This window comes from Pedobacter sp. WC2501, assembly GCF_052682415.1.
In genome coordinates this window covers 5,360,946-5,376,244 of record NZ_JBQZFI010000001.1, presented here as the reverse complement: position 1 = coordinate 5,376,244, position 15,299 = coordinate 5,360,946, and the positions used below count along the sequence as shown (strand labels likewise).

Annotated in this window: 7 protein-coding genes and 1 CRISPR repeat array; of the genes, 3 read left to right on the top strand and 4 right to left on the bottom strand. The window is 36.4% G+C overall.

From position 1 onward, the window contains the following. Positions 1-215: 215 nt before the first annotated feature. Together ACUN24_RS22560 and ACUN24_RS22555 are read left to right on the top strand one after the other, a co-directional pair. Positions 216-449, top strand: coding sequence for a hypothetical protein (locus tag ACUN24_RS22560; RefSeq protein ID WP_445564569.1), 234 nt, complete (start codon positions 216-218; stop codon positions 447-449). 379 nt (positions 450-828) lie between these two features. Further along, on the top strand, positions 829-1,809 hold the full coding sequence (locus ACUN24_RS22555; protein ID WP_445564568.1) for a glycoside hydrolase family 43 protein: 981 nt from the start codon (positions 829-831) through the stop codon (positions 1,807-1,809). A gap of 20 nt (positions 1,810-1,829) precedes the next feature. On the opposite strand, the gene ACUN24_RS22550 is transcribed toward ACUN24_RS22555, so the two are convergent. Continuing rightward, positions 1,830-3,077 carry an MFS transporter gene (locus ACUN24_RS22550; RefSeq protein WP_445564567.1) on the bottom strand — a complete coding sequence of 416 codons (1,248 nt, stop codon included), beginning with the start codon at positions 3,075-3,077 and terminating at the stop codon, positions 1,830-1,832. Between the two features lie 1,822 nt (positions 3,078-4,899). Here ACUN24_RS22550 and ACUN24_RS22545 point away from each other — a divergent pair. Continuing rightward, a complete protein-coding gene (locus ACUN24_RS22545; protein WP_445564566.1) occupies positions 4,900-5,718 on the top strand; it encodes a hypothetical protein in 819 nt (272 codons plus the stop codon). 253 nt (positions 5,719-5,971) lie between these two features. Then, a CRISPR array of direct repeats spans positions 5,972-8,597; the repeat unit is 46 nt; unit sequence GTTGTGATTTGCTTTCATTCTTTGAACTACTGATATTTACAACAAC. Between the two features lie 186 nt (positions 8,598-8,783). Here ACUN24_RS22545 and cas2 read toward each other — a convergent pair. From cas2 to cas9, 3 genes are read right to left on the bottom strand one after another with little or no spacing between them, the layout of a single operon-like run. Continuing rightward, positions 8,784-9,113, bottom strand: a complete 330-nt coding sequence (cas2, locus tag ACUN24_RS22540) for a CRISPR-associated endonuclease Cas2 (protein WP_445564565.1) — start codon at positions 9,111-9,113, stop codon at positions 8,784-8,786. Positions 9,114-9,116: 3 nt separating this feature from the next. Continuing rightward, positions 9,117-10,145: a type II CRISPR-associated endonuclease Cas1 gene (gene cas1, locus ACUN24_RS22535; protein WP_445564564.1), complete on the bottom strand. Its 1,029-nt coding sequence runs from the start codon at positions 10,143-10,145 to the stop codon at positions 9,117-9,119. Beyond that, positions 10,142-15,124: a type II CRISPR RNA-guided endonuclease Cas9 gene (cas9, locus tag ACUN24_RS22530; protein WP_445564563.1), complete on the bottom strand. Its 4,983-nt coding sequence runs from the start codon at positions 15,122-15,124 to the stop codon at positions 10,142-10,144. Before cas9 ends, cas1 begins: the two co-directional genes overlap by 4 nt. Positions 15,125-15,299: the final 175 nt, after the last annotated feature.

The window sequence follows — 15,299 nt, the reverse complement described above, 5'->3', positions numbered from 1 at the left end:
GGACGAGGATTTGAAACAAAGGGCAGGGCTGCTTTAACCCAACTACTTCAAGTTTTGCTTTCCAAAACATCATTAGGTTAATTGTCAGTCTGAACTGGAGGCGAAGACCCGCCTGTTTTATGAGCAGGGATTTCTTTGCCATTTTGAAAATGAGCGGTCTGTTTTCATAGCTCCTGTAGTCTCGCCATCCGCTTCAATTTTTTTACACTACTGTCATGCTGAGGAACGAAGCATCTTTTTCATCGCTGGCAGATGCTTCGTGCCTCAGCATGACAGCTCAGTTTGGCGGTGGTGCAACAAATGTATTTTCGCTATTGTCGGGTTTATTTAACTGCGGTTCGTTCTTCGAAGCAAAGCCTGTTCCTGCATTCGTTATAAACTTTAAATATTATTACCAGTCGTGCCACCTAAACCTGACCGTAGTGAAAAACCCGCAGGCCGAAGCATGAGGCCGAGGATTTGAAACGAAAGGCAGGGCTGCTTTAACCTAACTACTATAAGTTTTGCTTTCCAAAACATCATTAATTTAATTGTCAGTCTGAGCGGAGTCGAAGACCTTTCTTGAGCGTTAAACTGAACTGTTAACCTGAGTTCGATTAATGTTTAAAAATTAATGTACTTTATTAGGACGAATTGCCTCGCTGTTTCGTCATGCTGAATTTATTTCAGCATCTTTCCTGTTAAACGGCCTTGCTATAAAGACCCTGAAACAAGTTCAGGGTGACGACCGTTCATGCAAGGCGCCAAAATAACCCAAATTAAAGCACATTATTAATCGAACTCAGGTTGTTAATTTTTTTACCACAGATTTTTTTCTAAATTGCTGCCATGAAATATCTATTCTCATCTCTTTTACTTTTATCCGGGTTCGCTTCTTTTGCTCAGGATACTAAAACGATTAATCAGTCTGGAAATCCAATTTTTCAAGGTTGGTATGCAGATCCTGACGCTGCTATTTTCAATAATAAATACTGGGTTTATCCAACCTATTCGGCAAAATATAAGGAACAGGTATTTTTGGATGCCTTTTCGTCTGACGATTTGGTGAAATGGAAAAAACACCCGCATATTTTAGATACTGCTGCTGTAAAATGGGCCAACAAAGCCATGTGGGCGCCAGCCATTGTTCAAAAAGACAAGAAATACTATTTGTTTTTCGGCGCCAACGATATCCAGAGCGATAATGAAGTAGGTGGGATCGGCGTGGCCGTTGCCGATAAGCCGGAAGGCCCGTATAAAGACCACCTCGGAAAACCTTTGGTAGATAAATTTCATAACGGAGCGCAACCGATCGATCAGTTTGTGTTTAAAGATAAAGATGGCCAGTATTATTTAATTTATGGGGGTTGGAAACATTGTAATATTGCTAAATTAAATAAAGATTTTACTGGCTTTTTACCTTTTGAAGATGGTACAACTTTTAAAGAAATAACCCCCGATAATTATGTAGAAGGCCCATATATGTTCATCAGAAATGGTAAATATTATTTTATGTGGAGCGAGGGTGGCTGGACTGGCCCGGACTATTCAGTAGCTTATGCCGTTGGCGATTCACCTTTCGGTCCGTTTAAAAGGGTAGGTAAAATATTAAAGCAGGATGCTGCAATTGCAACGGGTGCAGGCCATCATTCAGTAATTATTAACGAGAAAAAAGGAGCCTATTATATTGTATATCACCGCAGGCCTTTAATCGAAACCGATGGCAATCATCGTGTTACCTGTATTGATGAAATGAAATTTGATGCAGCAGGTATGATTTTACCCGTAAAAATTACCAACGAAGGTGTTAAAGCACAGAAAGTAAAATAAACACTGTTCAGCTGGAGATTTTATTCAATTTCCAGCTGAGCTTCAGTTTTTTGTAAAATAGTTTTTGCCTGCCTTTTATCAAGTGTATTAAACCCCCAGGCACATAATAAAAGCATACAGGCCAGTCCAAACCAGAGCGAGTTGTAACCAAAATTTTTGGCAATGAAGAAGCCAAACAAGGGGCCGATAACCTGGGCGCATGACCAACTTAAAGTATAGCCGGCCGCATATAGCCCTCTGTTATGTTCATTACTTCTGCTAATTACAATTGTATTAATGAATGGTAGTGAAAACATTTCTCCACCGGTGAATATGATAATGACAACAACGGCTGCAACCAGATGATAGCTAACTGGAGCACTTAGCAAGATATATGATATCGAAAATAATACAGCACCAATGATAATGAAAAACATCGGCGATCTTTTGGCTTCTATTTTATTAATCATAATCATCTCAAACAAGGCGATAACTGACCCGTTAATGCCGATAATGATGCCAATAGCAAATTCATTGATGTGCCATTGCTCTTTAAAAAATACCGGTACAACCCTGAACATCAGGAATGCGCAGGTGATAAAAACAGTGGTAAGCAAAATAAATTTCACGTAAAAAACATCTTTCCAGGGTTTCATGATAACCATGTTGATGGCATTTTCTTTTGCCTTCTGGATAAAACCTTTCACCTGTGGCAAAAACAATAAAATTAAAATGCCAACAATAATACTTACCCCACCTTCAACAATAAAAAGAAGCCGGTAATTAAATGATGCTATAATCCCCGCTAAGCTAATCCCAACCGACCAGCCGATGTTTACCGCGAGTCTGTTGAGCGAATAGGAGCGGGTAATGGTTCCTTCCTTTGCATAATGGGCCACCGCTGTAAAATTTGCAGGGCGGAATGCTTCTGAAAAAAAGCTGATGACAACTGCCAAAACGCAAAGTGTAGAGAAATGGGTAATGGTTGAGAAAAAGATGAAAAACAGTCCGCCGATAATTGATGATAAAATTTGTACCGGCCTGAAACCGATCATATCGGTCAGTTTTCCTCCTGTTGCAGAACCCAGAATTGAACCTACGCCAAATAAGGTAATGATTAATCCGGCGTCCATTTCCGAGCGATGTAAACTTTGGGTAACGTATAAGCCCATAAAAGGAACAGCCATGCTTCCACATCTGTTAAACATCATTACAATGCTCAATAGCCAGGTTTCCTTGCTTAATCCGCTGAATGATGTTTTATAAGTGTTGAAAATAAGTTTGAACATGGTCTATTTAGATGCCGTAAAAATATCAAAAGCGAGGTATTATTTAATCATTTTAATTCAATATCTGCATTTTTAGATTTCATTGGCATTGATGAGTTCGTAAACCCGGTTCTTTGAACGATCGATATGTATAACAACCAATCGCCTCTTCACTGCCAGCGAAGAGGTGTTGTGATTTGTTTGAATACTTCCGAACTACTGATATTACAGCAACAAAGGAATTTAATGAGTTCTACTAGATCGCGTTGTGATTTACTTTCATTATTCATGGATTATTTATTTTTCATCGGCATTGATTAGCTCGTAAACCCGGTTCTTTCAACTCTGAAACTCTGAAGGGCATGCTGGTTCGTCATCTCCCTGTAGCGGAGAGATCTTTGAACTTTTTAATACAATCGTCATTCCCGCGCATGCGGGAATCTTAACGCTTTCGCTCAGTCTTGCCTTATTGTTTTCTGTCATCCTGAGGTACGAAGGATCTTTTGATTTAAAGATTCTTCACTGCGTTTAGAATGACAATTAAAGGTTTTTCCCTCCGCTCAGTCTTGCCTCGGCTCACCACCGAAGGGCTCTTACTTTTGGCTTGGCCCAAAAGTAACAAAAACCCAAGGCTTGCATCGTTTTTTATCTGATAATGTTGTTTTTATCGGTATAAAAGATTGCTGCGCAATTCCTTGTAAAAAGCTACGAAAATCTTGATTGCGGCAGCATCGAGGCTTTACCCTTACTTATCCCACCGCTCCCGCTTTGACCCTGCCTTGGGTTGTGGCGTTAGGAGGGGAACTGCAAAGATTTCCGTGCTTTTTCCGGCGGAACTGCCAGGCCGGATAGTAGGGAGCAGAGGAATATTACGCGTAATTTCTATTTCGATCAATCCGTCATTGCGATGAGGCTTTTCAGCCGAGGAAGCAATCTTACTACTACGGGTAATCTGCGATTTATACTAAAATCACTATGTTGTTCTGTCATCCTGAGGTACGAAGGATCTCTAAGTGTTTAGCACTTGTTTGTGTTTACTCACTACCTAAGAAGTTTGCCCTTCGCGCAGTCTTGCCTCGGTTAGCCACCGAAGGGCTTTTACTTTTGGCTTGATCCAAAAGTAACAAAAGATCAAGGCTTAGATCTGATGTCGGATAAATTCGTCAAAGCTTTTTTTGGTCGTCAGCACAAGCCCCCGATGAAGGATCGGGGAGGGCGTGCTGTCTCTGGGCTGTGGTAGGTTGAAAGGAGGTGCAAAAGCTTTAACGTTTTCTCCTTCCATCATATCCTAAGGCCGGATAGTAGGGAGCAGAAAGCATGGAGCAGAGACAGGCATCCGTAAATTGATCACTCTGAAACTATGAGGGGAGAACGCTGGGTCGTCATCTCGACCGTAGTGGAGAGATCTTTGGACTTTCTAATACGGTCGCCATTACCGCGCAGGCGGGAAACTTAAGCCATGATTGGCTAATATTCCGGTGTTTTGTAAGCTAATCTCCATACCTTCTTTATACCCTAACACCGACACAGCTATATACCAAAGTAACCCTTAGCGATGTTGTGCTTTACCTTTTATTTACCTCATGTTAACCCGCCAACCGAAAGCGATGCAAACCTTTGATAATGCCGACCTTCACCGTAGCTCCATTTCAACCGAAGCAAAGCCGAAGTTATAGTTAAGTTGGTGTACAGTTGGGCATAAGCAAGCCTGGCCGGAAGGTGGCTTAAACGTGGGGTAAATGTGGCGTGAAGGTGGGGTTTGGAATATTTTTTTTGGGATTTTTAAATCAGATTGATTAAATTGAGTGATCATCCCTTTTGTTTCACCTAATATACTAAAATTATGGCTATCCAGAATGGAATTATTAAAATTAACGGGCAACTGGGCGATCTTGTTTTTTACAAACGTGGAAATACGGATGTTGTCAGACAAAAAGCTGCCCACAAACAGCAAACCGAAGCAAGCAAAAAAAGCAGTCGAGATTTTGGCACAGCCAGCAGAAATGCCGCTTATATCCGGAAAGCATTTGCCCCGCTGGTGAAACTTTATGCCTATGGAGATCTCCTGAATCGACTGAACAAACGTTTTATCGAAATCTTTAAAACCATCCCAGCCGAACATGCAGGAAATAAAAAATTGATTGATGGTGACATCACTTTGCTTAAGGGTTTCGAATTTAACAGCAGCAAAGCCCTGGGACAGTTATGGCTTCGCGAAACGGTTTTGTGCATAGAACCCGATGGATTAGTAAAACTTATTCTGCCTAAGTGCGAACTCAAAACGCTCCTGAAACCGCATCCTAAGGCTACCGAAGCACGATTGCAGGTGATGGGCTTTCATTTCGAACTGGATGATAATGGCGGCTACGAAATTATGGAAGTAAATGACCTGGTGATACCTTTAAACAACAGCCCTTTCCCGAAAACAGCCTTAACCTTAAATCTGGATCACCAGGGCGATAAAGCTTTGATTTTCGCCATGGGCATTTCATTTTTTACGGGTGCTGCCCGCTTTGCCGACCGGCGTTATTATGCATGTAAAATTATTCACGCCCTGCATGTAAAGGATGGTGTAATCGTCGATTTTGTGGGTCAACCTAAAGTGGAAAAGGAGGTAGTGGCGCAAGGGGATAAGTTAAGCTGGGTGGTAGAGGAAGAATGAGTTGGAGGTCGAAATCATGTATTTAAGCCATTCTTTTTATGTTTACGGTTAACCGTATAAAATTGTGTATCGCATTAAATAGGTTTGGTTCAGTTAAAATTTAAAACCAAATCTTATGGCCAATTACAGATTAAATTTGAATCGACAACCCAAAATCGCGCTGATGTCCGTGCCGCGTTGTGATTTGTTTGAATGCTGCCGAACTACTGATATTTACAACAACGGGCAAATGTTTCGATTTACATTCAATCTAGTTGTGATTTGCTTTCATTCTTTGAACTACTGATATTTACAACAACCGGTGTCGCTGATCAACTTATCGGATATCGGTTGTGATTTGCTTTCATTCTTTGAACTACTGTTTTTTACAACAAACCCCTAGCCTAGCAGAATCAATTAACAACAGTTGTGATTTGCTTTCATTCTTTGAACTACTGATATTTACAACAACAGTGTTCTTTATGTACTTGTTGCATTTGTAGTTGTGATTTGCTTTCATTCTTTGAACTACTGATATTTACAACAACTGCTATAATGACAGGCACTTCCGTGAACCCGTTGTGATTTGCTTTCATTCTTTGAACTACTGATATTTACAACAACTGTCGCTCCTACAGGGCTCGGCGTTCCGCAGTTGTGATTTGCTTTCATTCTTTGAACTACTGATATTTACAACAACCTGAACGTCTTTAAGCCCCCGTGTTGTTCTGTTGTGATTTGCTTTCATTCTTTGAACTACTGATATTTACAACAACCAGCCGGTTCTGAATGTATAATAATGGGTTGTTGTGATTTGCTTTCATTCTTTGAACTACTGATATTTACAACAACTCTAAACCAGGAATGGTTATCCGGTGTTCCGTTGTGATTTGCTTTCATTCTTTGAACTACTGATATTTACAACAACATGCCTATAACCTTAAATCAACACAGATCAGTTGTGATTTGCTTTCATTCTTTGAACTACTGATATTTACAACAACAGTTAATTTTTTGCGTTTTTTAATTTCTGAGTTGTGATTTGCTTTCATTCTTTGAACTACTGATATTTACAACAACTTTTCATAGCTAAAATTAGTCTGTACTATAGTTGTGATTTGCTTTCATTCTTTGAACTACTGATATTTACAACAACGCAAGCTTTGGCAGCATTTCATTCGCGGTGTTGTGATTTGCTTTCATTCTTTGAACTACTGATATTTACAACAACGTGTTTTTGTATGTTATTCTCGGTGTAATGGTTGTGATTTGCTTTCATTCTTTGAACTACTGATATTTACAACAACTTTGATATCAATTTGGTGTTGGTATCCGGGTTGTGATTTGCTTTCATTCTTTGAACTACTGATATTTACAACAACAGAAAGCTTTTGTTGTGCCGTCTGCTGATAGTTGTGATTTGCTTTCATTCTTTGAACTACTGATATTTACAACAACGGGCGGAGCAAAAACAGATTATAGGATATGGTTGTGATTTGCTTTCATTCTTTGAACTACTGATATTTACAACAACCAGCAGGAAGTAAAAGAAAAGTATTATATGGTTGTGATTTGCTTTCATTCTTTGAACTACTGATATTTACAACAACATTGTTGAGGCTATCCGCTAATTTAGCGAAGTTGTGATTTGCTTTCATTCTTTGAACTACTGATATTTACAACAACTTTCGGCGTTTTCTCTATTTGCTCCGTTATGTTGTGATTTGCTTTCATTCTTTGAACTACTGATATTTACAACAACAATTTTTTGAAAATATCCTTTTGGGTGTTGTTGTGATTTGCTTTCATTCTTTGAACTACTGATATTTACAACAACTTGATCTATTTTTTTATTGGCCGCCTTTAAGTTGTGATTTGCTTTCATTCTTTGAACTACTGATATTTACAACAACATTGGAAGAGGATGGGCAACTTGTTACGTTGTTGTGATTTGCTTTCATTCTTTGAACTACTGATATTTACAACAACTGTAGTAAATACTGGTTATTGAACTCCATTGTTGTGATTTGCTTTCATTCTTTGAACTACTGATATTTACAACAACTTTATCATTGCCAAAAACGAGGCTGGTTATGTTGTGATTTGCTTTCATTCTTTGAACTACTGATATTTACAACAACTGACCCGCAGTCGTGTAAATGATTGTACCAGTTGTGATTTGCTTTCATTCTTTGAACTACTGATATTTACAACAACGCACAATTGATCATCGCAGACATTCCCTACGTTGTGATTTGCTTTCATTCTTTGAACTACTGATATTTACAACAACTTTTAATCGTACTATATCGGTCTGAATAGTGTTGTGATTTGCTTTCATTCTTTGAACTACTGATATTTACAACAACATGGTAATTTTGTTCATGCGCTTAAATCCAGTTGTGATTTGCTTTCATTCTTTGAACTACTGATATTTACAACAACCTATATTTATACTCGCTATCTTGGTTATTTGTTGTGATTTGCTTTCATTCTTTGAACTACTGATATTTACAACAACGGGCGATTCCCCATTTAACGACGATTTCATGTTGTGATTTGCTTTCATTCTTTGAACTACTGATATTTACAACAACCTCACCGATAATATGCCAACCTAACGTTATGTTGTGATTTGCTTTCATTCTTTGAACTACTGATATTTACAACAACATGGTAATTTTGTTCATGCGCTTAAATCCAGTTGTGATTTGCTTTCATTCTTTGAACTACTGATATTTACAACAACTTCATTGCATCTAAGCTTTCTATTGCGAAGTTGTGATTTGCTTTCATTCTTTGAACTACTGATATTTACAACAACTTCTTCAGGATACAACCTTAACAAGTTTAAGTTGTGATTTGCTTTCATTCTTTGAACTACTGATATTTACAACAACATACCTTAGTTCAATTAACTATCCATCAGTAGGTTAGTTCAAAAATTAGAATTAAAAAAATCCGGTTGCAAAAGCTTCCGGATTTTTATTCTAAACAGTTTTTTTGATCGTATTTGTTATTTTTCAGAAACAATTACTCCGCAGGCACCCACAGACGTAAGGGCAAGCGGACTAAGAGCGGGCGAATTAAAACAATTCCAATTGCTGTGGTGTATCAGGAAGTTCTTTTTCTTTTTTACCGTAAAATAATTCCATCATACCGAATTGTTTATCGGTAACGGTCATAATGCCGATGTGTCCTTTCTCAGGTAATAGTCTTTTCACCCGGTTAATGTGGACGTCTGCATTTTCGCGACTGCTGCAATGCCTTAAGTAGATAGAAAACTGAAACATCGCAAAGCCATCACGTAAAATTTCCTTACGAAATTTAGCAGCAATGCTGCGTTCTTTCTTCGTTTCTGTAGGTAAATCGAAAAAAACTAATATCCACAAAATCCGGTATTCATTTAAACGCATCTATTAAAATGGCAATTCATCCTGGTTTGCATCATTACCCGGTTCCGAAATTTCATTTGCTTTAATTGCAGGCGAATCGTACTCTACATCAAATTTCGACAGCCTCCTTGCATCAAAATTTCTCATGATGGGATAGTTGATTCTTCGAATCGTGCCCTCGTAACATTTTGCCAGGGAAGAAGTAGTGCTTTGTAAGCCAACCATTAGCGGGCTTTTGTTTCTTTCAAACTGTACATCTACAGTGGCAATGCCCAATAACTGCGTTTTAATTGAAGTACCCAATTCTAAAAAATTCTCACCACGGTCTATAATTCCCAATACAATTTCGTCTACATAAGGCCGGTAAGGTTCCATGATGTCATCGGCCAGGCAATAGGCATTATATTTATTCCGATGGTGAATACCAAGGGTAGGGAGCAGGCCCGAACAAACGAGGCCGCGTGCCACTATGGCCCTTAAAATGGCATAACCATAGTTCAGTAAATTATTAGGCGGGTCGCCCTCCCGGCCCCTGAAGAAATCTATTTTTTTGGGAAATACATTTTTCCAGTAGTACGCTGCGGCCCTGCCTTCATAATTATCCGGGTCGCCGGAACGAACTGATTTTGCCCAGTGTACCATATTATCACAAGGTATATTCCGGTTAAATAATACCGCAGCCTGGTTTAAAATTTTAGCCTGGACAGTTTGCTGCCAGAGTTGCTTTTTTAAAGGTTGCGAAGCATCAATCTGGTGCCGGAAACGCTCGCTTTGTGTATTATGCCCGTCAATAGGCAACATCATACCCGTAGGGTGCCGGCTCTGGTTGCAGGTGATGATGGCTGCATTATTTTCCAGTAATGCCGCTATGCAGCCATGCGTAATGGTAATTTGTTGATGATCTAATATGACAATGCCTACATCTTCAATCGGAATGGCTTTTTTAGATTCTTTTTCGCCTAATGATTTTAAATGAGGTAAATCAATGGAAAGCTGATTTTGATGCAAACTCAGGTAGGCGGGATTAGAGAAGTGGAGCGTTCTTTTGATCATTGTATAGCTTGGATCCAATAAGGTTTAATTTTCCTGCCTAGTTTATCAATATCTACTTTAATGCAACGTTTCCACATATTTGTGTCACCGTACTTAATTTGTTCTTCTAATTTTTCTGTATTTAAAATATTTTCAGCCTCATCCCCATTTACTCTAATAGAATCTGATTTGTATAGATGTTGGAAAACAATTTCATTTCTGCTTGGAGTCATTTCCTTTACAACAAATAGCTTCGGAATGATTTCACTCCTGTCTTTCCAATTAATTTCAGCAATTTGCTCGTCTGTCAACACTTCATCTGGGATATAAACTATATCATTTTTTGAAAGTGTAAATAACAATTTATAATCTTCTTTTTTTATTAATTTCTTATAATCAATCTTATCTGGTTTATCTAATGTTACGATTTTTACCGCATCAAAAAACTTCAAAAACTCTAATTCTCGTTTAGCATCTTTTCTGTTTGATTCTTCCGGAACAAAAACATAAGTCATAAAAACATCTCTTGAATATACATATCGACCATCATTCAATTCGTACAAGTCTTGGAAGAAACTTTTCTGCCTTGCTTTCTTAACAATAGTTGATTTTTCTGATAAGAAAATCGGATTAGAGATATATCTTTCTTTTAATTCGTCAAGTGAGAATTCTTTAAGTTTATTTTTAATTGCAATTGTTGTTTCAGGTTTTGCGTATTCAATATTTTCTAAATCAGAATGTCGCAAATCTTTAATTTCAATCCAATAAAATTTCCCGTCTTTTTGTTTTATTCTTACTTCATAAATGGCGTTATTGTAAAGAGGAATTTCTCTTACTTCACGGATTTTGGTGTTTTCTTCTTCTTTAAAATGTAATTTGAGGGCTTTAATTTCAGCAATTTTTTTATTGATGTAATTCAAACGATGCTGACCAATTCTTCTCAATCTCGGATTAGAAATATCCTTTATTTCCTTTTCACTATTCAAATCCATTGATAATCCCATTGGCCTTACAGATGCATTTTTCTCTGTAAAAGTTGATAACCAAGTCATTTTCTCTCCGGATTTTTCGTGGAAAAATAGCTTTTCATCTTCAATCCTTTTCAAAACTTTTTTAGAGAAATCTTTTACGGTTTGCACATTCAATTTTTCTGCTACATATTCTCCGAATAATAGAATTAAAACATTCTGATACTTCTCTTTTAATACCGTTTCCCTGATGATTTCATTAAAAGATTTGAAACGAACCAATGTTTGATTTTGGTTATCCATTTTCTTTTTAAACAAAAGAGGAATCAGTTTTACAATATCAATTTTCTCATTTTCAAAATATTTCTTCTTGGTGTAATTGGTTTGTAAATGCAATTCTCCTCTTACCGAAGCGACTTTGCCCGAATTAATTTCTTTATTATTTCGATGTTTGGATGGACTAATTAAAACGTTTGAGTTTTTGTGTGAAATCAATACGTTTTGCAAAGCTTGTCTCACTTGGGGAATGAATTTATTTTCATCCCAGGGAAACTTGAATTTACTACTGCTGTTTCCTATACAAACATCTGTTTTTATGCCTTTGTATTTTGCTTTTTTGCTATCATCATTTTCAATATCCGCACTATTGATTGCGTTCAAATTATTGATGTATTGAATGTGGTTTTGCTTTGTACAGGCAATGATAATGGCATCTAAAGCGTGATGGCGATGGTCAATTCGTTTTGACATTCCTGCAAATTTTTCTACATCTTCATACTGATTTGTTTTGGTATTAAAATGTTTAGTAGTGTATTTTAAATTTAATCTATCTTTTGCTTCGCCATTATTAAATTTAACAAAACGTTCCTCAACCAATTCTTTCCAAATATCATTCATCTTCCACTTCTCTCTCAGTATATCTGTAACAGCCCCAGAAGTTACCCAAACCTTGTCCGAGCCAACCAATTCACCTAACTTTTCTTTCAGTTTTTTATTGATGTATTGTGTTTCTTTTAAAGTTCTTTCGATTGGGTCTTCAGGTATTTCTTTACGCAAAAGATTATTTCTTTTTCCACTTTTTGGGAACATCTCTTTCACGTGATTTTCCCATTGAGAAGCCGTAACAAGCGATATTTCTTTCTTGCCTACTTGTACAGTTCCTGCAGGATTTCTTTTGCTTACAATAAATTCATAAGCCGTTTTACTTCCTTTTGCTTGATTTACTTCTCTCCAAGTAATTACTTTATTGGCATAAGCATTGGAATAATATCTTTCTCGTGGAATAATATGCTCTATTTCCACCACTTTTCCTCTTGCAAAAACATCTGTCAATGGAATAGGTTGATTGGTGTACGGACATTTAAAATTCTGCTCCAACCACAAAAGATATTTAGTAACCTCGGCATTACTTGGTTCTGTAAGTTTATATTCTTTTTCTTTATTCTTAAATTCTACAGGTTTTTGGTATTTAACTACATCTTCAATTATTTTAATTTTATCCAAATTACTTCCAGAAATCTCCGTATCCAAATGAGAAACATCCCTGTGATCTTCTAGCATTGCTTGCTTTATTTCTCGCAACATTTTTTTTGCCCATTCGTTTTTAGCTGCGCCATTGCTCATTCCTTCCCACATTTGCTGGCGTTCATCTGCACTAGCTCTTAATTCCCGGCTCAACTCAATTCTTACTTCATCAAAATCATATTTTTCTTTTAGTAGATTAACAATAGAAATGGTTTCATTCACTATTTTTTCAACTACCGGATTGTTCATCGAATGATTTTTCACTCGCTCCATTATTTTTTTTTCAGACTTCGCTTTCGATGAATGTGAACCATAAACAATTGCAGCAGATTCCCAATAATTGAGGTATTTGAACTCATTCTCGGTAGCAAATTTGGATAAACGAATTCTCGCTTTTCTGTCGGTTACAAAATCCTTTAATCCACTGAGTTTTTCATCTGCATCAATACCAGTTTCTGAACTATTTAAAGAAATTAATTCATCAACTTTTAATTTTGTTTTATTAGAATAATTCTTTCCATCACTCATCAACGGAAGCAAATTTCTGATTGCTTTTGCAGATAAATTTGCCATTCCAGAATCGTCAAACTGCACTTTTGAAAGCATTAAACAAACATTTTCATCAAAGTCAAAATGTTTTTTTATAATTAATGAAACATTGGCAATATCACTGTTTGTTATATCATAAATAATCTCCCAAAGCAATTGAAGATTAGTTACATTTTTATTTTGGTCGTGAAGCATTTCAAACCATTCTGTAGATTTTTCTTTCAGAATATTTTGAAGTTCGGCTTTTGTCGTATTTCCTTTTAACTTAATATCATCATAAGTTCCATCTCTTTTTCTTTTTCTAAAATTGACTGAAAAGAACTCGTCAACAACTTCTCCGGTCTCTAAATCTAACCCTTGCTTTTTAGAAATTTTTGCTTTCCTTTTCTCTTCAATTTCATCGTAAGTATCTAAACCTAATTCTTCTTTTACAAAAGTTCGCCAACTCAGTGTTTTACTTCCTTGTAATTTCTTGAATAAAAGTTCTTTTACTACTTCAATCGTTTTACCAGTACGCTTTTCTAATAGTTCAGCATTTTCAAATAGATTTATTTTATCATCCGCTGTGTTCCAAATTAATCTTACATTATTGATTTGTTGCCAAACTTTAAAATCCTGAAATATCGGATGGCTTCTTGGGACAACAGTTCTTCCGATATGTTCTTCTCTTAATTCTTTAGTTCCTGTTCCTTTAATGGCAAATTCCCTTTTTACTTTTATTTTTTCAAACTCACATCTGCCTTTACTTTTAGCTTGTTGCCAAGGACGTTGAAAGAAAATAATCTTATCTTTTATGAGCGTTTGTAATTTTTCTTTATTTCCAGACTTATTAATTACATCATTTAATACAGTATTATAATCTTTGAAAACATCTTTTACCAAATTGCTTACATCAATTTTTTCAAAAAAATCTTTGTGATATTCATATTGCAAAGTCCAAATAGCATCAAATTCTTTTTCATACCATTCTCGGTTTACCACATTATTTCTAATCCTCGAAAGATTGGACAACTCATATAAATTCTTGTAAAAATAAGAGCCTATTGTTCCTTGGGATTTACACCAATCTGATAAATCTTTATGTAAAGTTTGGTATTTATAATTCCAGTCAGTTGCGTCAGGTTTGGTCGGGGTAATTTTATAATATTCCTCCACTACAACTTTTCCTTTTTTGTTTTGCTTAAACTCAGGTGCTTTTATTGTGATAAATTTCCCAACTTCAAAATCGATTTCTTTTTTAAAGATGTAACCTTCCACGTCATAAAGAAAAGTTTTTTCATCATTTTCAACGATCACATAAGGTTCAACAAATCGCAATTTTGCTTTAAATTGATAATACTTTACATCTTCAGTACTACCTTTATCAAATACAGCAATTCTATTTTTCCAATCCAGTTCTACTACTTCCGTCAAATAATAATCAAACTTTGTTTCTTCATCTTTTGCAAAACGGTCACTACTATAACCTCTCAATTGGTTTAAATGAAGTAAAACTCTAGCTAATTCAGACAATGAAATTTTTTCTCTCGCTGCTCTTTCTCTCAATCCGTAAAGTGCTTTACCAATATCATTATCTTTCCCTCTTTTACCTTTTTTATTGGTGAAATAAGTTTCATCAGGCGTTAAACCCAACAAGGAAAGCATTTTGTAAAGTTTATTACGTCTTAACTTATAGCGGTTGCGCATTCTTCTCACACCACGAAATTTTCTTCTATTTGCGGTAGGGGTAAGTGTACTTCCTTTTGGGTCGTTCAATTTTAAACCTCTATCAAATCTATCTGTGTCTTGATTAATAATTCGAACACCAATTGCATCCTCATAAATTCCAATTCGATCATTATTAATATCCGAAACCGCTAACTTATCAGAAATAGAATTTTTATTTTTTTCGTCACTTATCTCAATGATGGAATACCCAACGCTAGTGGTGCCAATATCAAGCCCAAGAATTTTTTTCATCGCAATTGTTTATAAAGAGTTTTTTAAAGCTAGTGAAAAAATAAATCAAGAAATTACGGTTTCCCATAAACATTGTATAAAAATTAAATACTATCTTTGATAAGAAGCAAATCACAATAAATTTTTAATGTTGTGAAAACATTCAAGGCGGGGCAACTCGCCTTTTTTATTTTCA

Coding starts and splice junctions, on each gene's coding strand:
- cas2 (WP_445564565.1), bottom strand. CDS start 9,113: ATGCGTTTAAATGAATACCGGATTTTGTGGATATTAGTTTTTTTCGAT.
- ACUN24_RS22555 (WP_445564568.1), top strand. CDS start 829: ATGAAATATCTATTCTCATCTCTTTTACTTTTATCCGGGTTCGCTTCT.
- cas9 (WP_445564563.1), bottom strand. CDS start 15,124: ATGAAAAAAATTCTTGGGCTTGATATTGGCACCACTAGCGTTGGGTAT.
- ACUN24_RS22545 (WP_445564566.1), top strand. CDS start 4,900: ATGGCTATCCAGAATGGAATTATTAAAATTAACGGGCAACTGGGCGAT.
- cas1 (WP_445564564.1), bottom strand. CDS start 10,145: ATGATCAAAAGAACGCTCCACTTCTCTAATCCCGCCTACCTGAGTTTG.
- ACUN24_RS22560 (WP_445564569.1), top strand. CDS start 216: ATGCTGAGGAACGAAGCATCTTTTTCATCGCTGGCAGATGCTTCGTGC.
- ACUN24_RS22550 (WP_445564567.1), bottom strand. CDS start 3,077: ATGTTCAAACTTATTTTCAACACTTATAAAACATCATTCAGCGGATTA.